At 35.1% G+C, this 25,442-nt stretch carries 26 protein-coding genes; 12 read left to right on the top strand and 14 right to left on the bottom strand.

Annotated elements, in window-relative coordinates:
- Positions 1 to 297: 297 nt before the first annotated feature.
- Together H6F32_RS05360 and H6F32_RS05355 are read left to right on the top strand one after the other, a co-directional pair.
- The gene (locus H6F32_RS05360; RefSeq protein ID WP_190368307.1) at positions 298 to 546 is read left to right on the top strand and encodes a helix-turn-helix domain-containing protein; all 249 of its coding nucleotides are present in this window, start codon (positions 298 to 300) and stop codon (positions 544 to 546) included.
- Entirely contained in the window at positions 543 to 1,280 is a 738-nt protein-coding gene (locus H6F32_RS05355) for a restriction endonuclease (RefSeq protein ID WP_190368306.1), read from the top strand. Before H6F32_RS05360 ends, H6F32_RS05355 begins: the two co-directional genes overlap by 4 nt.
- Here H6F32_RS05355 and H6F32_RS05350 read toward each other — a convergent pair.
- The gene (locus H6F32_RS05350) at positions 1,237 to 2,430 is read right to left on the bottom strand and encodes a DNA cytosine methyltransferase (protein ID WP_190368305.1); all 1,194 of its coding nucleotides are present in this window, start codon (positions 2,428 to 2,430) and stop codon (positions 1,237 to 1,239) included. The two genes, H6F32_RS05355 and H6F32_RS05350, sit on opposite strands and share 44 nt — an antisense overlap.
- A gap of 547 nt (positions 2,431 to 2,977) precedes the next feature.
- Here H6F32_RS05350 and H6F32_RS05345 point away from each other — a divergent pair.
- On the top strand, positions 2,978 to 3,121 hold the full coding sequence (locus tag H6F32_RS05345; RefSeq protein WP_190368304.1) for a hypothetical protein: 144 nt from the start codon (positions 2,978 to 2,980) through the stop codon (positions 3,119 to 3,121).
- Positions 3,122 to 3,258: 137 nt separating this feature from the next.
- Here H6F32_RS05345 and H6F32_RS05340 read toward each other — a convergent pair whose 3' ends face one another.
- The 4 genes from H6F32_RS05340 to H6F32_RS05325 form a co-directional block, all read right to left on the bottom strand.
- A complete protein-coding gene (locus tag H6F32_RS05340) occupies positions 3,259 to 4,125 on the bottom strand; it encodes a nitrate ABC transporter ATP-binding protein (protein WP_190368303.1) in 867 nt (288 codons plus the stop codon).
- 105 nt (positions 4,126 to 4,230) lie between these two features.
- Positions 4,231 to 6,234 (bottom strand): nitrate ABC transporter ATP-binding protein, encoded by a 2,004-nt coding sequence (locus tag H6F32_RS05335; RefSeq protein ID WP_190368302.1) that lies wholly within the window; start codon positions 6,232 to 6,234, stop codon positions 4,231 to 4,233.
- Between the two features lie 115 nt (positions 6,235 to 6,349).
- Positions 6,350 to 7,186 (bottom strand): nitrate ABC transporter permease, encoded by an 837-nt coding sequence (gene ntrB / locus H6F32_RS05330; protein ID WP_190368301.1) that lies wholly within the window; start codon positions 7,184 to 7,186, stop codon positions 6,350 to 6,352.
- Between the two features lie 220 nt (positions 7,187 to 7,406).
- Positions 7,407 to 8,789, bottom strand: a complete 1,383-nt coding sequence (locus H6F32_RS05325) for a CmpA/NrtA family ABC transporter substrate-binding protein (RefSeq protein WP_190368300.1) — start codon at positions 8,787 to 8,789, stop codon at positions 7,407 to 7,409.
- Between the two features lie 1,180 nt (positions 8,790 to 9,969).
- Here H6F32_RS05325 and H6F32_RS05320 point away from each other — a divergent pair.
- Positions 9,970 to 10,749 (top strand): Uma2 family endonuclease, encoded by a 780-nt coding sequence (locus H6F32_RS05320; protein WP_190368299.1) that lies wholly within the window; start codon positions 9,970 to 9,972, stop codon positions 10,747 to 10,749.
- Between the two features lie 71 nt (positions 10,750 to 10,820).
- The gene (locus H6F32_RS05315; RefSeq protein WP_190368298.1) at positions 10,821 to 10,976 is read left to right on the top strand and encodes a hypothetical protein; all 156 of its coding nucleotides are present in this window, start codon (positions 10,821 to 10,823) and stop codon (positions 10,974 to 10,976) included.
- 240 nt (positions 10,977 to 11,216) lie between these two features.
- Here H6F32_RS05315 and cobJ read toward each other — a convergent pair whose 3' ends face one another.
- The 3 genes from cobJ to H6F32_RS05300 form a co-directional block, all read right to left on the bottom strand.
- Positions 11,217 to 12,920, bottom strand: coding sequence for a precorrin-3B C(17)-methyltransferase (gene cobJ / locus H6F32_RS05310; RefSeq protein ID WP_190368297.1), 1,704 nt, complete (start codon positions 12,918 to 12,920; stop codon positions 11,217 to 11,219).
- Positions 12,921 to 13,072: 152 nt separating this feature from the next.
- Positions 13,073 to 13,807, bottom strand: a complete 735-nt coding sequence (locus H6F32_RS05305; protein WP_190368296.1) for an ABC transporter ATP-binding protein — start codon at positions 13,805 to 13,807, stop codon at positions 13,073 to 13,075.
- Positions 13,800 to 14,600, bottom strand: a complete 801-nt coding sequence (locus tag H6F32_RS05300) for an ABC transporter ATP-binding protein (RefSeq protein WP_190368295.1) — start codon at positions 14,598 to 14,600, stop codon at positions 13,800 to 13,802. Before H6F32_RS05300 ends, H6F32_RS05305 begins: the two co-directional genes overlap by 8 nt.
- 580 nt (positions 14,601 to 15,180) lie before the next feature.
- On the opposite strand from H6F32_RS05300, the gene H6F32_RS05295 reads away from it, so the two are divergent.
- Positions 15,181 to 16,422, top strand: coding sequence for a glycosyltransferase family 2 protein (locus H6F32_RS05295; protein ID WP_190368294.1), 1,242 nt, complete (start codon positions 15,181 to 15,183; stop codon positions 16,420 to 16,422).
- 241 nt (positions 16,423 to 16,663) lie between these two features.
- Here the strand turns inward: H6F32_RS05295 and H6F32_RS05290 are convergent, their stop codons facing one another.
- On the bottom strand, positions 16,664 to 17,605 hold the full coding sequence (locus H6F32_RS05290; protein WP_190368293.1) for a branched-chain amino acid ABC transporter permease: 942 nt from the start codon (positions 17,603 to 17,605) through the stop codon (positions 16,664 to 16,666).
- Between the two features lie 122 nt (positions 17,606 to 17,727).
- On the opposite strand from H6F32_RS05290, the gene H6F32_RS20880 reads away from it, so the two are divergent.
- Complete coding sequence (locus H6F32_RS20880; RefSeq protein WP_277875050.1) at positions 17,728 to 17,856, top strand: hypothetical protein; 129 nt, start codon at positions 17,728 to 17,730, stop codon at positions 17,854 to 17,856.
- A gap of 35 nt (positions 17,857 to 17,891) precedes the next feature.
- Here H6F32_RS20880 and H6F32_RS05280 read toward each other — a convergent pair whose 3' ends face one another.
- From H6F32_RS05280 to H6F32_RS05270, 3 genes are read right to left on the bottom strand one after another with little or no spacing between them, the layout of a single operon-like run.
- Positions 17,892 to 18,443 (bottom strand): hypothetical protein, encoded by a 552-nt coding sequence (locus H6F32_RS05280; protein WP_313926421.1) that lies wholly within the window; start codon positions 18,441 to 18,443, stop codon positions 17,892 to 17,894.
- Positions 18,444 to 18,459: 16 nt separating this feature from the next.
- Entirely contained in the window at positions 18,460 to 19,668 is a 1,209-nt protein-coding gene (locus tag H6F32_RS05275; protein ID WP_190368292.1) for an XRE family transcriptional regulator, read from the bottom strand.
- A 17-nt stretch (positions 19,669 to 19,685) separates the two neighbouring features.
- The gene (locus H6F32_RS05270) at positions 19,686 to 20,423 is read right to left on the bottom strand and encodes a 7-cyano-7-deazaguanine synthase (protein ID WP_242031058.1); all 738 of its coding nucleotides are present in this window, start codon (positions 20,421 to 20,423) and stop codon (positions 19,686 to 19,688) included.
- Between the two features lie 233 nt (positions 20,424 to 20,656).
- On the opposite strand from H6F32_RS05270, the gene H6F32_RS05265 reads away from it, so the two are divergent.
- From H6F32_RS05265 to H6F32_RS05255, 3 genes are read left to right on the top strand one after another with little or no spacing between them, the layout of a single operon-like run.
- Positions 20,657 to 20,821, top strand: coding sequence for a hypothetical protein (locus H6F32_RS05265; protein WP_190368291.1), 165 nt, complete (start codon positions 20,657 to 20,659; stop codon positions 20,819 to 20,821).
- Positions 20,821 to 21,009 carry a hypothetical protein gene (locus H6F32_RS05260; RefSeq protein ID WP_190368290.1) on the top strand — a complete coding sequence of 63 codons (189 nt, stop codon included), beginning with the start codon at positions 20,821 to 20,823 and terminating at the stop codon, positions 21,007 to 21,009. The genes H6F32_RS05265 and H6F32_RS05260 overlap by 1 nt, the downstream gene beginning before the upstream one ends.
- Positions 21,002 to 21,382, top strand: a complete 381-nt coding sequence (locus H6F32_RS05255; protein WP_190368289.1) for a hypothetical protein — start codon at positions 21,002 to 21,004, stop codon at positions 21,380 to 21,382. Before H6F32_RS05260 ends, H6F32_RS05255 begins: the two co-directional genes overlap by 8 nt.
- A 31-nt stretch (positions 21,383 to 21,413) precedes the next feature.
- Here H6F32_RS05255 and H6F32_RS05250 read toward each other — a convergent pair whose 3' ends face one another.
- Positions 21,414 to 22,364 (bottom strand): branched-chain amino acid ABC transporter permease, encoded by a 951-nt coding sequence (locus H6F32_RS05250; RefSeq protein WP_190368288.1) that lies wholly within the window; start codon positions 22,362 to 22,364, stop codon positions 21,414 to 21,416.
- A gap of 77 nt (positions 22,365 to 22,441) precedes the next feature.
- Positions 22,442 to 23,683: an ABC transporter substrate-binding protein gene (locus tag H6F32_RS05245; protein ID WP_190368287.1), complete on the bottom strand. Its 1,242-nt coding sequence runs from the start codon at positions 23,681 to 23,683 to the stop codon at positions 22,442 to 22,444.
- A gap of 138 nt (positions 23,684 to 23,821) precedes the next feature.
- Between H6F32_RS05245 and H6F32_RS05240 the strand changes: the two genes are divergently transcribed.
- A complete protein-coding gene (locus H6F32_RS05240; protein WP_190368286.1) occupies positions 23,822 to 24,490 on the top strand; it encodes a DUF488 family protein in 669 nt (222 codons plus the stop codon).
- Entirely contained in the window at positions 24,483 to 24,932 is a 450-nt protein-coding gene (locus tag H6F32_RS05235; RefSeq protein ID WP_190368285.1) for a DUF488 family protein, read from the top strand. The genes H6F32_RS05240 and H6F32_RS05235 overlap by 8 nt, the downstream gene beginning before the upstream one ends.
- Positions 24,933 to 25,442 lie beyond the last annotated feature (510 nt).

Below are 25,442 nucleotides of genomic sequence, written 5' to 3'. Positions count from 1 at the left end.
ACCAAGATTCTTGAAAAGACTATCACCGTTATTGCTTGGTTTTCGCTTCACTTGACAGTGTTAATTCAATACTTGATATGTTAGGATTATATATCAAGTATTTGATTTTTTCAACTAAAATATATTGACTTTTGTCAACAAATGTATAGCTTTGTCTATAAAATTGTCAACTTAGGACTAGCTCAAATTGGCAATTAAAAATTGAATTTGGTGGTGTTTGTCAATTTTATGGATAAAAACCATTAATGTGACACATTGTCTATAGACTGATAGTCCACAAGCATTCAAAATAAGCAAATGGACAAATCAAAACAAAAAATTCTGAATGCTTTAGGTTATCTGGTCAGACAACACAGAACAGAGTTAGGAATTTCCCAAGAAGAGTTAGGACTACGTGCTAACTTAGACCGTACTTACATCTCTGGTATAGAACGTGGAGTGAGAAACCCTTCTCTAACTGCGCTGGTAAGTCTTGCAGATGGCTTAGGTATTAGTGTTTCTGTTATGCTGCAAAATCTGGAAATTGAAACTGATAAAATAAAATGACTGAAGAAGATTTGATCAAAAAAATTAGAAATGAACTTAAAAATGCTAGATTTCAATCAAAAGTTTTTGAACTACTATCAGATCAAAAATGGCATTGTCGTACACATGAAGGAAAAAAAATTGCATCAGAACAGTATGCAGGTGGTGGTGGAATACAGGGATTACAACGTGGAACTAAACAGCGTCTTGGACTTGTAATTGCAACGAAAAAAGAATATTGCGAAGTGTGTCAAAAGAAAACAGACTGGGATAGATGGACAGGAGAAAGACAAGAAGCAAATGCTCCTACTAATATTCCTCGTCAGTTAATAAAAAAAATTCTCGAAGTTTATTCATATACAGATGTCATAGAACAAAGACAAAGAGAAAAACATGAGTTAGTAATTGATCATCGTTTTCCTATGGAACGTTGGGGAAAAAGTGAAAGTCCATATTTAACACCTATGAGTGAAAGCGAAATTAGAAAAAAGTTTCAATTACTCAAAAAAGATGCTTCTGGGAATCATAATCTTTTAAAATCAAGAAGTTGTGAACGATGTATTAAAATTGGTAAACGAGGTACACCTTTTGGAATTAAATTCTGGTATCAAGGAAGTGAAGATTGGCCTTCTCAACATCAACGAGGCGATGAAGCTGAAAAAGGTTGTATTGGTTGTGGGTGGTATGATTTTGAAACTTGGCGTAATGCACTTAATCAAAAGATAGGTGAGTTTGTTGAAAATCAGCAAAATTAACTGTAGGTTTGTGGTTTAAGAAAATATCATTTAAGTAAGGAATTAGAGCATAAACAATACATTCTGCTAAACGTGGTGGAACAGCATTTCCAATTTGCCACATAGCTTTTTTCATAGTCCCTTCAAAAATAAATGAATCGGGAAATGTTTGTAATCTCGCCATTTCCCTAGCAGAAATTACACGGTTTAAATAAGGGTGAATATGTGTACCACCATGATTTTCTTTCACCGTCATACTCGGTTTACCAGGATATTGTCTTTTAAAAGCATCAGCATATTTTTCATATAAAGAACCACCTGGAGGAACTTTTGCTAAACGTTCCATATACTCCTGTGAATGTTTAGTCCACTCGTGATTAATTTCTGGTATGGGAGTATATTCTGGTAAATCAGAAATTGCCGACTCAATAGGTTTGTATTCTTCTTGGTTTAATTGTGCTTGAGGATAAGGATTAGGCATTCCAAATCTATTAGCAATAAAAATAGCTCTGGGGCGAATTTGTGGTACTCCATAATCAGCAGATTCTAAAATTGCTACGGAAATATGAGGATAACCAATAGACTCAAAAGCCTCAATAATTGCTGTCTTTACATCTCCTTTTTGTATTGTTAAAATACCCGGTACATTTTCCATTACTACATACCAAGGACGTATTTCGGAAACCACACGCACAAATTCATAAAATAATCTATTTCTAGGATCTTTTGGATCACGTTTTCCTGCTACTGAAAATCCTTGACATGGTGGACCACCAACAACAACATTAACTTGAGGTGAACCGATTTTTTCCAGCCAATCTTGAGCAGAAAATTGTTCAATATCTCCACAAAAATGATGACATTTTGGAAAATTTTTTTTGTGAGTAGCAGAAGCAATAGGACTAATTTCTAAACTAGCTAATGGTGTAAATCCTGCTTGTACTAAACCTTGTGTCATTCCTCCAGCACCACAAAACAGATCTACAAAAGTATATTCAGATAATGGACTTATTGGGCAACTAACATCAGTAAATATCTTATATGGATCAGAATTTTCTTGATCTAGTTCGCGCTTAATACGCTCATAACGCCCTAATTTTGGCTTCTTTTGCTGTTTTCTAGGATGATGATCATCCTCTTGGGGTAAAAAAGAAAGTTGTGTTGCTTGCATTTGATATTTGCTCTTAAAATATTACTTTCATTGTGACATATAGGCTACACAATATCAAGTTTGATATGGAATAATCATTACTCAAGTGGTAATTTGTGAACTTAATCTGAATTTCAGATTATAGCAAGGAAGAGTCCAATCAATAATCTATAAAATAATCTATAAAATAATCTATAATAATCCGCAAAAAAAGATGCTCGTAAAAACAAGCACTTATCAATCATTTTTATCATTAGTTCATTAAAGCTGTTTTTGGGTTGCGCTTTTGCTTAACCCAACGGACACTACTTTTGCTCTATTTATTTTTAAAATAATTGACAGTGTACTTAAAGATATTGACAATAGTTTTATGATGGATAATTATATTATATGTTGCGATCTTTAACAGGAAATATATGAGTAGAGGATTAAGATACTGTTGGTAAGCTGTTGTGCCTTTAACTTGAATAATTAATACAAGCAAGATGCTTGTGCTACTGTAAATTCAGGTTTTTTAATTATACAGTGAGTGCTGCACATTAGCTTACTATAAATTGACTAGTAAAGGATGTTAATAGAACAATGGGAACAAGACTGGTTAGAAGATGGTTTTTATTCACACGCTACAGAAGGTTTAGATACTATTTGGACTAGTTCAAATTCTCAACAAGTTTCTGAGTTGCTAAAAAAATTTGGAGATAAAAGAATATAATCAGTTAGTATTTTTTAGATTGGGTTAAGCGACAGAGAGAGAAACTTAAAAAATGTTTGTAATATAAAATTGCAATAAAACTATATTATTGAGATCCCTTAATTATTAGAGAAATAAGGGATCATCTGCAATACTGACTAACCTACATCATCATGAGCGAAACGGTTAAACAAGAAGTCTAACGCATAATTCCGCAACTGATAATATTGAGGATCTTCCATAATTCTCGCTCTATCTCTAGGCCGAGAAAAAGGAATTTCCATCACTTCCCCAATTTTGGCATGAGGTCCATTAGTCATCATTACTAACTTATCAGCCAAGAATAAGGCCTCATCAATATCATGAGTAATCATCAAAACTGTACAACGATTATCACTCCAAATCTTTAACAATTCCTCTTGCAATTCTTCCTTAGTAATAGCATCTAACGCCCCAAAAGGTTCATCTAAAATCAACACTTTGGGACGAATAGCTAAAGCCCGCGCAATAGAAACCCGTTGTCTCATCCCTCCAGACATTTGCATGGGTTTCTTTTCCATAGCATCTGCTAAACCCACCATTGCTAAATGATCTCTCACAATAGCCCGTTTTTCTGCTTCTGGTTTAGTAGGATAAACAGCGTTTACAGCTAAATAAATATTTTCAAAAGCTGTTCTCCAAGGTAATAAAGCATAGTTTTGAAACACCACCATGCGATCTGGGCCTGGTTTAACAATAGGTTGTCCTTCTAATAATACCTGGCCAGTGCTAGGAGTATTAAAACCAGAAACCATGTTTAATAAAGTTGATTTGCCACAACCAGAGTGGCCAATTACACAGATAAATTCACCCTGTTCTACTTCTAAATTCACTCCATCAAGAACGGTAAAAGGTCCTTTTTTAGTGGGGTATGTTTTAGTAACATCTTGAATTTGTAAAAAGGGCTGACGAGTACGAATTTGGGTAGGTGATTTCATTTGCTTTTCAGTAGGAGTGTTGGTAAAAGTCAGAGTAGGGTTTTGCATAGTTTTGATGATAATTGACAATTGCTGGTGTGGAGTGTGGAGTGTGGAGTGCGGAGTGAAAATTCTTTATTCTGACTCCTGACTCTTGACTCCTGACTCTCTGCTTTACGCTGCAATTTTACGTGGTGCATCTAAAACAACTTCTGCCACAGAAAAATCACGTTTGATTTCTAAACTTGTGAGATAGGCAAAAGGATCATCAGCGTTAAAAGGTTTACCATCAAATAATTCAATGGGTTGACGAGTATAGCTAATATCTAAACCTAATTCTCTAGCTGCGGTACTAAATACACCTACTCGACAAACTCTTTCGACAATTTCTACCCAATTGCGAGGGAAAGGTGTTTCTCCCCATCTTGCTAATTGTGTCATAATCCAAGTTTGTTCACTTCTGCTAGGACGATTAATGGCAGAACTACCATAGAATTGATGATGGGCATATTCGCGCATGGGATGATCTAAATCGCAAGCACCACTGTGAGGATCTTCGAGTTGAATAAATTCAATGTCGGTGCTGACATATTCCCGACTTGCTAATATTAATCTCACTTCTTGGGCATTGTTAGGATCAGCGCAATATTTACAGGCTTCTAATAATGCTTTGGTTAAGGCAATATGGGTATTGGGATAAGCGTTAGCCCAGTCTTCTCTGACTGCTAGAACTTTACCAGGATGTCCTAACCAAACTTCTAAGTCTGTGGCAATGGTAAAGCCTGAACCTTCAATTGCAGCGCGATAATTCCAAGGTTCTCCTACACAATAACCGTCAATTGTTCCACCCTTTAAATCTACTACCATTTGCGCTGGAGGAATATTTTTCATTTCCACGTCAACATCAGGATCAATTCCTCCTGCTGCTAACCAATAACGCAGTAGTAAATTGTGCATGGATGCTGGATGTACTACTCCCATTCTGTGCAGTTGATCACGGGTTTTGAGGAGGTAGTTTTTAAAGTCAGAAAGACTGTGTACACCTTGTTCATAAAATCTTTTCGCTAGGGTAATGGCGTTACCATTGCGTGTCATGGTTAAGGAAGTCACCACTGGTAATGGTTGGTTTTTGTTGCCTCCTAATGATAACCAAATGGGCATTCCTGATGGCATTTGGGCAGCATCTAAATAACCTCCAGAAATACCATCTACAATACCGCGCCAGTTGCTTTCTCTGACTAGGGAAACTTCATCTAAACCATGTTTGGTAAAGAAACCTTTTTCTTTAGCTACTGCTAGGGGCGCACAAGCTGTAATGGGCAGAAAACCAATTTCTAAATTTACTTTTTCTAAACCATGACGGGCGATCGCTGGTGTTTTTCTCGCACGTAATTTTTTAATTCTTTTCTGTTGATTTAAAAAGTAGATCATTTCACTACGTAAGGTGTAGTAACTGGGATGTTCTACTACTTCCATGCGTTTGCGAGGACGAGGAATATCTACTTCTAAAATGTCGCCAATTTTCGATTCTGGTCCGTTAGTTAACATGACGATTCTATCAGATAACAAAACGGCTTCATCTACATCATGTGTCACCATCACTGCGGTAACTTGGTTTTCTTCACAAATTTGCATTAATTGTTCTTGCAAATTACCGCGAGTTAAGGCATCTAACGCACCGAAAGGTTCATCTAATAGTAATAGTTTAGGACGAATTGCCAAAGCGCGAGCGATCGCTACCCGTTGTTTTTGTCCTCCAGATAACATAGTTGGTTGTTTATCAGCATGGGGACGTAAACCCACCATATCTATGTGTCTTTCAACTATTGTTTTCCTTTCAGAAACAGGCATTCCATGTAATACTGAATCTACTGCTAAGGCGATATTTTCTCTTACAGTTCGCCAAGGTAATAGTGAATAGTTTTGAAAAACTACCATGCGATCTGGTCCAGGTTTTTTAACTTTTTGACCTTCTAAAGTTACTAAACCTTCTGTGGGTAAATCTAACCCAGCGATCATATTTAAAAGGGTAGATTTTCCACAACCGGAGTGACCAATTAAAGAAACAAATTCACCCTTTCTGATTTCTAAATTAATGTTTTTGAGAGCGATATATTGACCGCCTCCGGTTAATTCAAATACTTTATCAATTTGATCAACTGCAACAAATACTGACATAGTTTTAATGCTTTTTTAATGATTGGTAATTGGTGAAAGAATCAAAAATTAATTTAATAGTTTTCAATTCTTTCTTGTAACTTCTTGATCTACTGACTCCTCGATCTGTTAACCTTTACTTTTGTTCTGGTAAAATCCAGTTTTGTAAGGCTGCCATTAATTTATCTAAGATTAAACCCACAACGCCGATATATACTAGTGCCAAAATTACTTCACTAACGTTGTTATTTTGATAAGCATCCCAGATGAAAAACCCGATACCCACAATACCAGACATAACGATTTCTGCTGCAATAATCGCTAACCAAGCTAAACCAATAGCTATTCTCAAACCAGTAAAGATGTAAGGTAAAGCAGCAGGAATTAAGATATTAATAAAGTATTCTTTTTTAGAAAGTTGCAAAACTTTAGCCACGTTGTTGTAATCGCTGGGAATTTCTTTTACTCCTACCGCAGTGTTAATTAAAATTGGCCAAATTGCAGTAATGAAAATTACGAATAATGCGGCTGGTTCGTTTTGTCTTAAAGCAGCTAAGGAAATAGGAACCCAAGCTAAAGGAGGTACAGTTCTGAGTAACTGAAATATGGGATCTAAGGCTTTAGACATGGTTTTATTGACACCAATTAAAATGCCTAAACCAATACCAACTATAGCGGCTAATGTATAGCTAATAGCTACCCGTTGTAAACTAGCAAAAATTTGCCAAAATAAACCTTTATCAGTGCCACCTTTATCATAGAAAGGGTATAAAATCAAAATCCAAGTATCTTGAATAACTTGAATTGGTCCTGGTAATGTTGCACCTGGTGTCCAAGAAAACAGTTGCCAAATAGCTATAAAAACAGCTAATGCGATCGCTGGTGGAAATAGTTCCGGAAATTGCTTTTGCAAATTTGATAAAAAGTTATTCTCTAGTTTAGAAGCAGGGGAGCGTTTTTGGGCTACGGTCATGATTTTTCCTCAAATTTATCTCAAATTTATTAACGGTGAATAACTTAATGACTAATAACATATTTTTTGAGTAATCAGCTAATATAACTTCATATTTTTTAGGCAATTGACTATCTTTTTATTGAATAATAATTCGATGATCTTACCTATCTTGAATTATTAGCTGATGACTGAATATTGACTTAACTTAATGACTAATAACTACTTATGATTAATTTGGTTAGATGCTGACTTTTTTGATTTTCAAACTCTTGAGATACTCTTCAGGTTTCTCAGGGTCGAATTTCACACCATCAAAAAATTCTTCCACTCCGCGAGAGGTACTGCTAGGAATGTCAGCCGCAGGTATTCCTAATTCCTTAGCTGCTTCTTTCCAAATATCTTCGCGGTTAACTTTTTTGATGAGTTCCTTGGCTTTAGCTGCACCATTGGTGATGTAATCTTGTGGCAAGAATCCCCAACGTACATTTTCGGTAATAAACCATAAATCATGACTTTGATAAGGATAAGATACACTACCTTTAGCATCTTTCCAATAATAGGCAGCCATTGATTTATCATCTATTTTGCGACCATCACCCATATCATATTTACCTTGATATGGATTAGCTAAAATTTCAGGGGAAGATAAGCCAAAATATTTTTTAGCTGCCAGAATTTCTGCTGCTTCCTTACGGTTGTCAAAGTTATCTAACCATTGCTGTGCCTCCATGATTCCTTTTAATAAGGCTTTAGTGGCCTTGGGATTTTTATCAACCCAATCCCCTCTCAAGGCAAAATATTCTTCAGGGTGATTTTTCCAAATTTCCGCAGTTAAGGCCGCCATGAAGCCAATTTTGTCATTAACCAAACGGAATGGCCAAGGATCTCCGGTGCTAAAGGCATCCATTGTGCCGGTTTTCATGTTTGCTACCGTTTGTGCCGCAGGTACGGTTAATAATTTCACATCTGTATCCGGATCAATTCCACTAGCTGCTAACCAGTAGCGTATCCATAAATCTTGGTTCACATGGGGAAATGTGAAGGCTGCGGTAAAGGGTGTGGCAGATTTCATTTGGGCAAATAAGGATTTTGCCCCCTCTAGTTTTAGGCCAATACCTTTGCCTAGATGTTTGTTGGCGATCGCTATTGCATTACCATGAGTAACCAACTGTGCCAGTACATACATTGGTATTGGTTTATTACCTTTGGTAATTTTTCCTTCAGTAATTAAATGTGGCATGGGCATTTGCCATTGGCCACCATCAATACCACCACCAGCAGAACCAATTTCTAAGTTATCCCGTGCAGAACCCCAGGATGCTTGTTTAGAAATTTCTACTTCTGTCATGCCATGCTTGGCAAAAAAGCCTTTTTCTTGGGCAATAATTAATGGTGCAGATTCTACAATAGGAATATATCCTAATTTAACTTTTGTGGTTTCTGGTTGTTGTTCAGGACTAATATTAGCTGCTGGTTGAGTTGCAGTTTGAGTTGATGTACCACCAGTATTACCTGGTTCTGGTGGGTTGCCTACACAACCTTTCAGTAATACAGCACCGGCAGAAACTCCAGCAGTGATGATAAACTTCCTACGAGTAACTTGGTGCAAAAATTCAGACATAATAACTCTCCTTTAATCAAAATTTAATCAAGATTTTGTTAACCATGACAATTTACACAAAGAAATCAATAATTTCTTCATTGTTAATCTGTCTATGGAAATTTCTAGCTATATTTAGGCATTGCAAAATAATCTTTTTGCCAGAAAGATTATTTTATATACTCAGTAAACAATGTAATTGAATGTCTTAACTTGGCGTGAACAAGATGTATCACTCAGCTAGTGAAAACTAGTTTACAGTCTTTGTACCTTAAGTGATCATTTATCAACTCAAATTATTAAAACAATATTATATTGCATATATAGATAAAACTTTATTCACTGCCAGAAAAACTGCGAAAATTCTCTAGTATATCTCTTCGCACCTATGGTTACTATTGTATCTAAACTATTAAAGGTTATTTTAGGTGTAGATGAGTACCTATCTATTCTAGGTAAGATTAAAAAATATAATTTGTTAACCCAAGAATTATTATAGCAGATGAAATGTGATTAGTGGCTAATAATCAGTAAAAAAGTTAAAAATCTTGCTGGATATGTCATACAGTAGGAGGTAAGCCATATTTTTGGGTGTTGGATGTTGCGAATTAATAGATGATTCTTGATACTAATGATATAATTAGCAGATAGATAAAAAAACGGTTCTTTGGTACTTTTTATGGAGAAACCAGTTTAAAGTTATTGAAAGCCTTATTCTGTCGGCATTTCATTAAAAATATTGGGTATAATAGCGTATAAGCCTTGCCCGTTAAGGGTTTTGTGGTAATCAATCTTCAATTACCATAAAATCTCCGAAAGAACCTAATTTGATAGCGATCGCTCATATTATGCTACTTTTTTATGTAAAGAATTACTCAAGCTACAGGCGATCGCTTATATTATACTACCTTTTTATGTAAAGTTTTATGTAAAGTTAATAGATATTGGATAGTGGGATGTATAATAGAAATCTTGTATAAATTACATAAGCAAAGGTGGGTTACATTTCATTAACGCAACCTACGGGATCGGCGATCGCACAATAGCTGACTGTAATGAATAAACCATGTATCCTTAACGGGATCGAATGCCTAAGTACGAAGAACAGGAAGAAAAGAGTGGCTAAGTTTATTTTTTGAAAATGGGGATGCTCCCAAGTTCAGATGATAGAATAAAAATAAATCAAGCAAAGGTAACTTTTATGGCAACCCTACTTAGTGACAGCAAATCACAGATGGGACTGGTTATCTCATGGGAAGCGTTACCCGATGATTTTCAACTAGAGGATGAACCAGTGGACAATACAGGACAACCACTTTTAGCAGGTGCTTTGTGTGAAAGTTTAGAAATCAGTGGTTTTATTCAACCACAGATGTTAATTGCTATTAATTTTGCTTTATGTGCCACATTAAATAATCAATTTATCGCCAAAGCACCAGATTGGCTATATATACCTTCAGTTAAAGAAATATTACCAGGACGGAAAAGCTATACACCTTATTTAGAAGGGGATGTACCGGCTGTGGTTATGGAATTTTTGTCAGATAAAGACGGCGGGGAATATTCATTTAAACGTACCTATCCGCCGGGAAAATGGTTTTTTTATGAACAGATTTTGCAAGTTCCTATTTATATCATTTTTGATCCAGATGGAGGATTATTAGAATACTATCAACTGGAAAATGGACGTTATGAATTAAAGCAACCAGACGAAAATGGTCGTCATTGGATTGCGTCAATGGGACTATTTTTAGGAACTTGGCAAGGTACAAAAGAAGGTCGTACTGGCTATTGGTTGCGATGGTGGGATCAAACAGGTAATTTGTTACCTTGGGCTTTAGAACTGATTGAACAGGAACGTCAACGGGCAGAACAGGAACGTCAACGGGCAGAACAGGAACGTCAGGAGAAAGAAAGGTTAATAGCTTATTTGCAATCGCAAGGATTTGATCCTAATAATTTACCTAATCATGCTGAGTAAATTGGGTATATAGATGTAGTGGTAGCGATCGCTTCTTACTAACCAGAGCGTTTTGATTCTCCAAAATTGCGGTGTCTACAGCGAGCATTCGCACAGTATCTCGAAGAGAAGCGATCGCTCATATTATGCTACTTTTTTATGCAAATAGGACTTACGCAACTGGCACAGGCGATCGCTCATATTATATTATACTACCTTTTTATGTAAAGTTAATAGATATTCGATAGTGGGATGTATAATAGATATCTTGTATAAACATCTTGTATAAATTACATAAGTAAAGTTGCGTTACATTTCATTAACGCAATGTACGGGATCGGCGATCGCACAACAGCTAACCGTAGTGAGGAATTTATTCCTCCTTTTGTAGTGAGGACTTTAGTCCTCCTTTTGTAGTGAGGAATTTATTCCTCCTTTTGTAGCAGGGCGTTTTCAAAGTCGGGGACTAGAGGATCTATTTTTTCACTTCACATATGTGGAGGATAACTATAACTACGAGATGTATAAACCCAGTTTTGATAATCATTTTGTTGAATTTTGCGAGTATGGGAAGAACCAATAATGATTACTGTTCGCATATCCGCTAAATTTGGTTCTAATTCCTCTAAAGTAATTACATTAATTTTTTGTCCTGTTCTTCCCATGTTTTTGCCTAAAATAACTGGAGTTTGCGGTTTGCGATGTTCTAATAATATCTTTTTTGCTGCCGCTAGTTGCCAAGTGCGTTCTTTTGATACAGGATTATAAAAGGCGATCGCCAAATCACTTTCTGCTGCTTTACTAATACGTTGCGATATAATATCCCAAGGTTTTAAAATGTCTGATAGGGAAATTACACAAAAATCATGTCCCAAGGGAGCACCTATACTAGCTGCTGCGGCTTGCATAGCAGATATACCAGGAGTAACTTGAATTTCTATACTTTGCCATTCTGGTTGTGAATACTTATCTATAGCTTCAAATACTGCTGCGGCCATAGCGTAAATACCAGGATCTCCTGAAGAAACTACAGCTACATATTTTCCCTGGGCTGCTAAATTTAAGGCTTGTTTTGCCCGATATATCTCCTCTCGATTATCTGACTCATGGATATTTTTACCATCCGCTAATTTACCAATTAAATTAATGTATGTTTTATAACCTACTAAATCTGTGGCTGATGTTAAAATTTGTTTAACTTCGGGAGATAACCATTTTGATGCACCTGGACCGGTACCAATAATTGCTAATTTACCTCTAGGTTGTCCAATATTCTCAGGATCAACAATGTGAGAAGATTGAAAAATAGCCAGATGATCAGATAAAGACGTGATAATATTCCAACTATATTGATTAGCTAAACTCTGAAAATCGCAATTTTGGCTATTGGGTAAAAACCGAATTGGTAGATTTAAAATATTGACCATATCTGTTAATATAGGATTTGCAGCTAAATTTAAAGGAGCAATAATTAAGGATAAAGAATGTTGAGAAACTTGGTTATTTCCTAATAATTGATAAATTTGATTTAAAGACTCTGATGTAATTTGAGAAATGGCTAAAATGAGATTTTGAGGATGATATAATAAAGTATTTACTTGAGGAATAATTGTCTTTTCTGTGACTATAATAGTTAATTCACTATGATCATCAATCGGTAAATTACTATTGGTTAACCAAGGGGCATTTCCGATTACTTTAACTGTAGCACCAGCTAATAAATCAGCAATGAATTTTTTGCCATTTTCCCCGTTAGCTAAATAATAACCAGTTGGGGGAGATAATAAAGCAGTTCTAAAGCGTAAGTCTCCAGTGGTAGTAATAGCAGGTTGCACATTTAATGTTTGAGAAATTTCCCTGGCCAAGTCATTTACTCCATTTAAACCACCTAAAAGTGGGACTACGGCACTACCATCTTCAGCTATAGCTAAAATAGGAGGTTCTTGGGCTTTATTTGTTAATAAAGGGGCAAGAGTTCTAATTAAAATTCCGGCTGCACAAATACCGATAATGGGAGTACCAGAGATAAATAGTTCTCGCACAGTTTCCCCGAAATTAGTAAAAGTAATATCTACATTTTCCGTGCGATTATTTAAACCATAAAGTTGTGAATTGGGTAAAATATCAGTAATTTTACGGCCAATGTTTAAACTATGTTGATTTAGGATAATGATAGCTGGTGATTTCTTCATAGTTGTAAATACATAAGTTGATCATTGAAGTTATTTGTTAACAGATGGTAAGTTGTTGTGCTGTTCATTTGGATAATGAATACAAGCAAGATGCTTGTGCTACTGTAATTTCAGGTTTTTTGGTTATACAGTCAGTGCTAGACATTAGCTTATTATCCTAGATAAGCCTGTTTAACTCTCTCATCTTTAATCAGGTCTGATGCTATACCAGATAAAGTAATAGAACCAGCGTCGAGAACATAACCGCGATCGGCAATTTGTAAAGCTAAATTAGCATTTTGTTCTACTAGTAAAATGGTAACTCCTGTGGCGCGCAAATTTTGAATAATTGCGAAAATTTCTTTAACAATGGTAGGTGCTAACCCTAAACTGGGTTCATCTAAAAGTAACAGTTTTGGTCTACTCATTAAAGCCCTGGCGATCGCTAACATTTGTTGTTCACCTCCGCTTAAAGTTCCTGATAGTTGATTTCGTCTTTGTGCTAACCGAGGAAATAAATCAAATTGTTTTTGAATATCGCTTTTAATTTCCTGATCTGAACGAATGTAAGCACCTAACAAAAGGTTATCCAATACTGTTTGTTTTGCTAATATTCTCCGTCCTTCTGGACAATGGGCTAAACCTAGTTTCACAATTTCATGGGGAGGACGGTGAGTAATGTTTCTGCCACTATAGATAATATTACCACTTTTGGATTTTACTATTTGAGAAATTGCTCTGAGTGTAGTAGTTTTACCTGCGCCATTTGCGCCAATTAATGTTACTACTTCGCCTTTTTTAATCGTTAAATTAATTTTTTTTAAGGCTTGAATAGCACCATAATTTACATTGATCTCTTGTAATTCTAAGATAATTTCATCTATTAATTTTTTTTGCTGATTAATCATTTTTATTGTCTCCTAAATAGGCTTGAATGACGGCGGGGTTATTTCTGATTAGAGTAGGTTCACCTAAAGCTATTAGTTGTCCAAAATTTAATACTGCAATTCTGTCACATAAACCCATAACTAATGGTACATGATGTTCAATGAGAATTATGGTTAAATTGAAGCGATCGCGTAAATTTCTAATAAATTCACTTAATTCATGTTTTTCGCTAGGGTTCATTCCTGCTGCTGGTTCATCTAATAGTAGAATTTGCGGTTGCAAAGCTAATGCACGGGCAATTTCTAAACGACGTTGATCACCATAGGCAAAGTTTTTAGCTTTTTCTTGACTACGATTTCCTAAGCCGATTAACTCTAATAATTCTAAGGCTTCTTCACGGATTTTTTGCTCTTCTTTAGCTGCATTAGGTAAACCTAAAACACCAGTAATTATATTACTTTTAGTATGTAAATGACCACCAATAATGACATTTTCTAATGCGGACAATTCACCAAATAAGCGAATATTTTGAAAGGTTCTAGCAATACCTAAGTTAGCAATTTCATGAGGTGATAATTGAGAAATTACTTGACCTGCAAATAATAATTCACCACGGTCAGGTGGAATTAAACCAGTGATTAAATTAAACATGGTAGTTTTGCCTGCACCATTGGGCCCAATTAACCCAAATATTTCATGTTGGTTCACTGTCAAGGAAACATTATTTACAGCAACTAAACCGCCGAAGTTGCGGGTTATTGCTTTGCTTTCTAAAATAATCTGCTTGTTGGTTGGTGATGTATTTTCAGACATTTTATTGATTATTTAGTCAAGATGACTATTATAGCAGGTGACAGGTGACTGAGGTGAAAGTCTGTTTGTGTCTTGTGCTTTATCATTATTTAATCTGCTAAAAAAATTAGCTGTTGCTATATACAACAGTTTCCGTTATTATGAGGTACAGGTGTTAATGATAAAACCCTTGTAACACAGGCATCTTGCTGTGTTCATAGTGTACTTCATGTAGATGGAATGTGCTGTAAGATTAATCACGTTGTTTTCACAGATTTTATTATATAGCTTCATACTTACAAATTAGATAGTCAATTCTAGGGTGCATCATATAGCATAAATCATGTAAATAAACATATTCTTGATGTCTGATGTACCCTACATCAGATTTTTGGTATCACATTTGTCTAAGTCCTAAAATTATAAAAATTATAAGAATTATAAATGTCATGTTTGTAAACTATAGTGTAAATGAGTGTAAATGCTGTTATTATAAGCAAGAATTTCTACTGTTGAATGAACACGACTTTCTTTTTTCAGTCTGAAAAATCTGTGAAAAATAACGCTTTCATGTGAGTAATTGTAACTTCAAAGATATTTTATGAATATAAACCCATTTAATTCTTTATTAACAGTTCCAACGGGTACATTAAAAATTCCTGAAGTTACACAGAATATAGACGAAAATGATGCCATTTTTCTATCTTTAGTAATTCCTACTTATAAAGAACGTGACAATATTGAGAAAATTGTATCTATTTTAAGCACACTTCTTGATGAAGTAATGCTGAATAATTATGAACTAATTATAGTGGATGATGATAGTCCTGATCTCACTTGGCAGGTAGCACAATCTCTTGTACCTGATTATCCCCAGTTAAGAGTAATGCGACGAGTGGAGGAACGGGGACTTTCTTCGGCAGTAATTCGCGGATGGCAAGCAGCTAGAGGGCAGATATTAGGTGTAATAGATGGTGATTTGCAGCATCCTCCAGAGGTATTGACTCAATTAGTAGATCAGATAAAAGCGGGAGCAGACTTGGCTTTAGCTAGTCGTCACGTAGATGGTGGCGGGGTGAGTAGTTGGAGTGTGGTAAGACGCTTTTTATCTCGTGGGGCGCAGGTTTTAGGTTTAATTATACTACCAGGAGTGTTAGGTAGAGTTACTGATCCGATGAGTGGTTATTTTATGGTGCGGCGGAGTGCGATCGCTGATGTCACCATGAATCCTGTAGGCTATAAGATTCTATTAGAAGTGATCGGTCGGGGCAATATTCGAGAAATTGCGGAGGTAGGATATGTATTCTGCGAACGTAATGAAGGTGAAAGCAAGGTAACATGGAAACAATATATAGAGTATATTCAACATCTAATTAGATTACGGGTATCTACGGGTAGACTAGGGAAAATTCGCCAGAAAATCAATTTCCCCATTGGTCGTTTCCTCCGCTTTGGTGCAGTAGGGTTTAGTGGTGTATTTGTTGATTTAGCTATATTCCATTTACTGCGTACTGTAATTACTTTAGGTTTAACTCGGAGTACAATTTTGTCAGCAGAAGTAGCAATTCTCAATAATTTCCTGTGGAATGATGTGTGGACTTTTGGTGATATTTCCCGCAAACAACAGGGAAAACGTCAACGTTTGAAAAGGTTTCTGAAGTTTAATGTGGTTTGTTTAGCTGGTATCATTATTCAAGCCTTAGTAATTAATTTGCTGTATAATAGTTTGGGGATGAATCAATATTTAGCTAAGTTAATGGCGATCGCTGTAGCTACAATTTGGAATTTTTGGGTTAACCTAAAATTAAATTGGCGAGTAACAGATGTGAGTAAGTCTGAATAGCAGGAAGTGGGAATTTGCTATGACGTTACTAAATTAATGGTGAATAGTTATTTACAGCACATTCCATCTACATGAGGTACACTATGAACACAGCAAGATGCCTGTGTTACAAGGGTTTTATCATTAACATTTGTACCTCATAATAACGGAAACTGCTGCATATAATGCTGGGTTTCCTGTCTGAACCCAACTTATACCCAACTTATACCCAACTTATACCCAACTTATACCCAACTTATATTTAAGACCTTTTCTTGAAAAGGTTATTTTGGAAAATATTAGGAGTAACTAAACCTTGAGGAAAAAATATTGTACCAATGACAATTAACAAACCAAAAATAATTAACCTACCATCTCGTAAAAAGTGAGATAACCAATTAGGTAGGCCAGCAGTATCAGCTAAATTTCTTAATACCTCTGGTAAAGCAGTAAATACCATTCCTCCTAATACCGCACCTAAAAAACTGCGTGAACCTCCAATTAAAACAAAGGTTAAATAGATAATACTCGCGTCAAATGTTCCTTGACGAGCATTCCAAGTATTGAGAAAATGGGCACTAATTGCCCCTACAACCCCAGCTAAAATACATCCTAAAGTAAAGGCTAAAACTTTGTAATAACGGGGGTTAATTCCCATAGCACTGGCCGCTAATTCATCTTCACAAAGGGCGATAAATGCCCTACCAACTCTGATTTTTTCTAAGCGATAAAATATCACCATGCTAATAATTAATAATGGTAATGCTATCCATAAATATTCAACTTGGCTGTTAAAAGGTTGGGGAATATTGAAAATACCTACTGCACCTCCGGTAATATCTAAATTGAGAGAAATTACTCGTAAAACTTCTACAAATGCTATGGTAGCGATCGCTAAATAAATACCTCTTAATCTTAATACAGGTAGACCTACAGCAATACCTAATAATCCCGATATTATGCCAGCAATTAACATTTCTAACAGTAATAAGGGAATAGGAAATAAATTATGATTTGAGATATTGCTTGAGGTAAAAACCTTAGTCGAAAGAATTGCGGAAATATAGCCACCTAAAGCATAAAAACCAGGACTAGCTAGAGATAATTGTCCAGTCATTAAAGGGAGGTAAAGAGAAAGTCCTAATAATGATCCCAGAACCATTGAGACAATTAAAGAACCGTAAGTTGAGAAAAATTCAGACATAGGAATTATGAGAAATACAATTTTGGGGAATATATGGACATCTTGCTAGATAATAATACCACATAAATTAATGATCAAACCCTTGTAACACAGGCGCTGTGTTGATAGTGTACCTCATGTAGATGGAATGTGCTGTAATTACATTTCAAGGTAGGAGTGTAGAGGAATTAAAACAAGCATTTCAAGATTCAGTAGATGATGATTTGGAATTTTGCCAACAACTTAATGAAAAACCAAATAAACCATTTTGACGTGAATTTCTGGTAATACTGGTAATAATTAATCCTCAATTACAAGCATTTATCCACCAATTTCGCCAAGGATCATTTTTTGGAGGTTGATAACGTCCTTTAGTTTTAATTGAATTGAGTACATTATTTAATATTAAATGATCAATGCTTTCTTTTTCTGACCAATATTTAATTATTTCTGGAGTTGATAAAATTTTAATATCAGGAAAATTCTTTTTAATAAACTTGATAGCTTTGTTGTCATCAGTGGCCACTGCCCATTTTCGATGTACTGCAATAGCCAAAGTTGCCGCTTCACCATCATCGAGATCAAAAACATAGTTTACAAATGATTCTCTCTCTTCTTCTGATTCAAAATCTACAATTTTTAATAAACCTTGTGTAATAGCTGTCTCAAATTCTAACACAGCATCATTGTCTTCTTCTTGAAGTTTTTGCAGTGTTTTTAATTCATTTTCTTGTACAACTGTAGTAATAACAATTTCGGCAGGAAGAGATTTTAAAATTGCCAGAAATTGACCAGATGCACACAGGTTAAGAATACAACAAGCATCAAGAATAATATGGGAGTGATTGATGTTTATCACAATTTATATAAACTCCTCACTTCCCAGTAGTTTGTGTTTGACGCAAATCAAAATCCGTATCTTCTTCCATCATTCCGCTTGAATATTCCCGTAATACTTCCGCAATACGACGCGATTCTAAACGATCAACATGGAGAAATTCAGCAAAACGCCCTTCTGTAATTAAACCCTGATCTAATGCTTCAATTGCTAGATGTTGATAGTGTAATGGCATCATATCAACCCTTTGGGGAATTTGTTCTAAACCCAGTTCTTCCTGTACTTTTCTAACTTTTAAACCCTGATATTGTAGTTTATCCCAAGTTCCTGAAGGTAACAATTCCATTTCTTGTAACCGATAAACTAGAGCTTGTACAGATACACCATAATAATGTGCTAATGTAAACAGATTAGTAGGCGTAAATTTGCCGTGTGTACGGTACATATCATTAAACCGTTTTAATAGCCCACTGGTTGGCATTAAGAAATACTTAGGAAAAGTTTCTGCTAGTTGTTCACTTTCGGGAGAACGTTGATATTGACCATCAAAATGAAACTCTGGTTTTTGCCGATGTGCTAAAAAATGCAGATATCCATGCGCCATTGACCAGCGCCGACGTTCTTCTGGATGATGGGCATTTATGGCCATACAACCACCAACTTGCTCATTATAACTATATATTTCTGAATATTTTGCTGGCATTGGCAAATAGAAGATCCTTAAACCTACATCTTGTTCTAATATGTCGCGTAGTTGAGAAATGGGAGCATCACCTAAGCCTAATCTCTGACGTTCTGCAACGGCTATACTTTCCGCAGCAGTTTTGATGGGCATATCTGTTACTTGATATTCAAAAGGATAGTTGCGCGGTATTGGTGCTTTCATAATATTCTCAAGTTCTAGGTAATTCTGACATAATTCCTCTAATTGAGAAATAAATGGTTCAATTTCTGTCTGTTGTTCTTGACTGCGTTGATAAATTGCGCGAAATTGTACTTCAAAAGGTTGTACTATTGGACGTTGACGCACAAACTCACTTACTGAACGTCCATAGGCGCGAGCTAGTTTAATGAGTTCGTTCGCTTTAATACGACGTTCCCCTTTTTCAATAGCAATCATAGTGGTACGTGCAGCGTCAATAATTTTGGCTGCATCAGCTTGAGTTATACCGCACTTTTTACGCGCTTGTTGGAGAAGTTCTCCTAATGTCCGCAGGTCAATGTTATCCACAATGTTGGTAGCCATGATGTTTTTCCTCAACTTTATTGAGGTTGAGATAAGACAGTATATTTGCTAGATATCTGGAGATCACTGTATTGGTTTAAAAGTCCCTTTGAAATTAGAGACTCTACCGCATTCCATTCGGAAACATAATTTCTGTAGAGTTGAATTAGACGATTTTGCATCTCGATTGGTAATAAATTCTCTACTATAGCTGTTTGATCAACAATATCATCCAGCACTGGAAACTTTTTGGTGATACTTTTCCAGGGGTTATCGGAAATAGCAAACAAAGAGTCAAGAGTGCGAACCTGAGCTTGCATATTCAGGAAATATAGGCTAGGGTGTTTCACTGGTCGCTCTCCATGTAAGACTACATAGCGAGTTCTATCTTTGATGATTGAGGCTGCAAGTGATTGTCGTCTTAGAAGACAAGAGGAGCAGTAACCACACTGAACTGGCTTTTGCCGATGTGGACTGTCACAGGACATAGTTAAAGTTGGTAAATCGTATTGACCATTTTTAGCCAATACTTTACACATTTCGGCTTTAGTCCAAAACAAAAACGGGTTTTTTACCTGAAACTCTTCTCCTATAAGCTCAGAAATAAGATCACTTACCTTGAGTAAAGTTAGAGCAGCACCTTTTTTCTTAAGATCCTTTAAGAAGGCCCCCATAGTTATCCAAATACATATCTTCAGATCAAACTTCGCTTCACACATTTGTTGATATGGCTTCTGATAAAGTCCTGAAAGCCCGTGAAATCTATCCCCATCCATAGTTCGACCTCCAAACAGAGCCTGGTTATATGATTAGCTTAGAACATTAATTTAACAATGTCAACTTTTAAGATAGAAAATTTTAGATTAATGTCAGATTTTTATATAGTTGACAAATAAGCTACCTGTTGATACTGTATTTACAAGTGATTCACCTCTAACTATTTTGATTCATTATTAGTCAATCATACTAATAGGAACGATAATTAAGAAGTAGTGAATCATGGTGAGATATGCCTTCCAAAAAACCCCAAATGACAATTCGCATAGAAGAAGATGAGTATAAATACTTAGAAGATTGGGCAGCCAGAGAATTTCTCAGTGTTCCTCAATTAGCCAAGGTTATTCTCAAAAGAGCTATTTCTCAAGATAAAAAATCTCAACAGGTAGAATCATAATGACATATGAAGAAAAAATTTCCAGACACGCAGCAACAGATAGAGATAAATGTCAAGAAATGGCTGATAAATACGGATGGCAATTATTGAAAGTAGAACCTACTAATAATAAAATTCTCAAAGTGGATTGTATTTTCGCAGGTGAAACAGAATTTCTTAATTATGATGAGGAATCAGAAAATGAGTAAATATATTATTTTTAAAGCGGATAAAGGACAGTTAGAAAACTGGGAAAGAATGTTATTATCTCATACTGGAGCTTGCACTGATATCCTAGCTGAACATTATGATGGTTCTAAAAAACCTATTCCCGAACCTGGTTATAGACTCAAGGAATTTCGTCAAATTGAAGAATATGTAGATCCTGAATTTCCAGGTGCAAGTACACATTATAGAATTGGTGATTGGGAAGTTTCCAAGGTAGAAGAATATGTACCAGATTTACCTGTGGGTACTTTTGAATCAGTGGTTATTTGTTATTGTCGTTATTCCCCTATTAATACTCCATTAAAACCATTACCAAAAATCCAGGTTTCACCAGTATTAACACAAAAAGTTTAAATAGATTTTAATGGGAATATAGGGGATAATTCTACACCTTTTGTACAAACTTCTTCCCTAATAAACCTTGAGGTCTAACTACTAGCATAATGAATAAAATACCAAAAGCTACAGCATCTTTATAACCAGAATATTCGCTAGGAACAAATGCTTCTATTACCCCAATAAGTAACCCTCCTAAAACTGCTCCGGGAATACTTCCTAAACCTCCTAAAACTATTACCGCTAAACCTCTTAAACCAAAACCAATCCCAAAATAGGGACCTGCAATACTCACACTAGAAGCTACTAAAGTTCCCGCTAAACCTGCTAAAAAACTACTAATAAAAAAGGTCAGAACAATGAATTTATCCGGGTTTATTCCTAATAAACTGGCAGTTATTTGATCTTCAGCGATCGCTTGCATTGCCTTTCCGTATTTAGTATAACTAATAAAATAGGTCATTAGGGAAACAATCACCACAGAAACCCCAAAAATGATTAATTGTACAGTGCGAATAGGAATAGGATTTTCTGCACTGCCAAAATTAATTGCTGGGGGTAAATTACCAAAAGTATCTCCTGGAAAAGTATAACTTTCCGCACCTACTAAATATTGAATTAAATTGACAATTACTACCCCCACACCTAGACTAGAAACCACAGTTAGTAAAGAGTCTGAACCCTTATCTCGCAAAGGTTTAAAAGCGACTCTTTCCATAATTACCCCAGCTAAACCAGCTAAACCACTACCTAAAATTAAAGCCATAAAAAAAGGTAATTTAATAGGTAAAGCAGCATTAGCTAATAAACCATTAAAACCGAAATTATTACCCATCAGTGCATAAGTAAAATATGCACCTAAAGTAAAAATTGCTCCATGAGCTAAATTAATAATTCCTAAAATTGAGTAAACTAAGGTATATCCTAAAGCGAAAATAGCGTAAACACCGCCAATGGATAACCCATTTAACAAGTTTTGAAAAACTACAGAAATGTCCATGTAATTCTATTTAATTTAATTAATGTTAAATTGATGTGCAATAAATTATAGTAGCGCAAGCATCTTGCTTGCATTGCTTATTTAATGAATACAAATTTACCATTATTGCCATCTTTGTCCATTTTAATTTGTGCTACATAGAAATCTTTTTGCACAACTTCCCCAGCAGGAGTAAAAGATATTTCTCCCAAAGGAGTATCATACTTACCAGAGAGAAGTTGTTTATTTAATTGAGTTCTTAACTCTGGTAATGGTAATTTATTCAGCTTACTCTTATTATCTAAAGCCTTGAGAGCTTCCACAAAAACCTGAACCGCAGTAAAAGCCTGAGCGCTCAATTGAGGAGGTTCTTTTTTGTATAATTCCACATAAGTTTTGCGAAACATTTTATTAATATCATTAGTATGCTCTGGACTATATGCCTGAGCAATAATCAAACCATCACAAAAAGCTTTACAAATAGGTAAAACATTAGAAGTATTTAAACCATTACCACCAATAATTAAACCTTTGTAACCTAATTCTCGTAATTGTCTCACCAAATTACCACCATCAGCAGTCAAACCAGAAACAATCATTAAATCAGGTTTTAAATTAATAGCATTAGTGACTTGACTTTGAAAATCTGTATCTGTAGTTTGAAACTTTTGTACTGTGACAATTTCTAAACCTAAAGACTTAACCGCATTTTGAAAAATCTCTGTTTCTGATTTATTAAAAGCATCATTTTGGGCGTAAAAAACTGCCACTTTTTTAATATTAGGATTTTGTTTCATTGCTGCTTTCACTGCATTAGGAGCAACTACAGAAATAGGAGAAGATACACGAGCAATATAATCTCCAATTTCGGGAATACCAACAGCAGTATTAGAACCTCCAACTACAGGAACTTTAGCACGATCAGCCACCGGATCAGCACTAAAAGCCTGTTGTGATAAAGTAGGACCGACAATACCCACCACTTTATCTTTATTAATTAATGTTTGAAAAGCGTTAATTGCTCCTGCTTCATCTCCTCCAGTATCTTGCACTACTAGTTTAACTGGTGTACCATTAATACCACCTTGATCATTAAAATATTTTTCCGCAATTTTCACACCAGCAATTCCTTCTTGTCCCAATAAAGCTACATTACTGGTTTGTGCAAAAGCAATACCTAAAGGAATACCATTAGATGTATTATTTGATGTATTATCTCTTGCTGTGGTAGGAGTTGTATTCGTAGCAGAATTATTGTTATTATTACCACCTCCGCAACCAGTGAGCATAATAGCGCAGGTAGCTACAAAAGCAGTTGTGAGTGTTGTATATTTTTTCATGATGTATAATAATAATTGATTGTTATGTTTATTTAACCATGTTAACTTAAAATTGACTAGTGAATTTTATAATTATCACTACAAGATCCCACACTTCTCTAAGAAGTCCGGGATCTGACTCCTAAGGAATTGTGCTATATGAAAATATTCACCATTGGTCATTCTAATCATACAATTGAAACGTTTATAGAACTGTTACAAAAACATCAAGTAACAGCCTTAGCTGATGTACGTTCTAGTCCCTATAGTCGCCGATTTCCCCAATTTAATCAAGCAGCATTACAAGCAGTATTAAAAAATGTTAACATTGCTTATGTTCCTTTAGGAAATAATTTAGGTGCCCGTCCCCAAGATAGAAAATGTTATGTAAATGGTATGGCTAGATATGATTTAATAGCAGCAACGGAGGCTTTTAAAATTGGTTTAACTCGTGTGATTCAAGGTTCACAAAAATATCAAATTAGTTTAATGTGTGCCGAACAGGATCCCATTGTTTGTCATCGAGCAATTTTAATTTGTCCCCATTTGAAAAATGCTGATAAAACCGCTGATTTAGATATTTTACATATTCATAAAAATGGAGATTTAGAAACTAATGAGGAATTAGAAAACAGAGTTTTAAAACAACATAATTTATATAAGTTATTACCAGATTTACTTGGTAAATCTCAACAACTTTCTTTATTTGATATGTCAAATACCCAAAGTTTAGATAAAACATTTTCTCGTGGAGAATTAGTAGAAAAAGCCTATCAATTACATAGTGAAAAAGTAGCTTATACAGAAGTAGAAGAAAATTATGAATGAATCAATTAATTTATATACCATTGGTTTTACCCAAAAAAAGGCAGAACAATTTTTTGAAACTTTGATTAAATCAGGAGTAAGACGAGTAATTGATACCAGATTAAATAATGTTTCTCAACTTGCGGGATTTGCCAAAAAGCAAGATTTACAATATTTTCTTCAGAAAATTGCGGGAATTGAATATATCCATATTCTTGATTTAGCACCAACTCCAGATATTTTAGATGCTTACAAAAAAAAGCAAATTACTTGGCATAGCTATGAAGAAAAATTCAATCAACTGATTACACAAAGACAAATTGAAAGGAAATTATCTATAGATATCATAGATAAAAGTTGTTTATTGTGTAGTGAGTTAAAACCCCATAATTGTCATCGTCGCTTAGTAGCTGAATATTTGCAAAATAATCTAGAAAAAAGTATCAAAATTCATCATTTGTAGGTTCTGATCCCCGACTTCTTAAAGAAGTCGGGGATCTTGTTTTTTTTGATAACTTTGATAAATCAGTAATATTATTATTCACAAATAATTTACTTTTGTTATATATATAGATACATAAGGTGCGTCACACTGAGTAAATTCTATTAATAAACAGATTTGTCATATCTGACGCACCCTACAATACTTTTGTTAAGCTAATGTGCAGCACTCACTGTATAATTAAAAAACCTAAAGTTACAGTAGCACAAGCATCTTGCTTGTATTAATTATTCAAGTTAAAAGCACAACAGCTTATATATATAGATACATAAGGTGCGTCAGACTGGGTAAATTCTATTAATAAACAGATTTGTCATATCTGACGCACCCTACAATACTACAATACTTTTGTTATATTATATATAGCACATTCCATCTACATGAGGTACACTATGAACACAGCAAGATGTCTGTGTTACAAGGGTTAACGGAAACTGCTGTAAATTTTAGTAACTAGGGTGTAAAGAAGAT

The organism is Anabaena sp. FACHB-1237 (assembly GCF_014696225.1).
Taxonomy (GTDB): Bacteria; Cyanobacteriota; Cyanobacteriia; order Cyanobacteriales; family Nostocaceae; genus FACHB-1237.
Note: the sequence above shows the minus strand (reverse complement) of the source record. Positions and strands in the feature narration are given on the sequence as shown.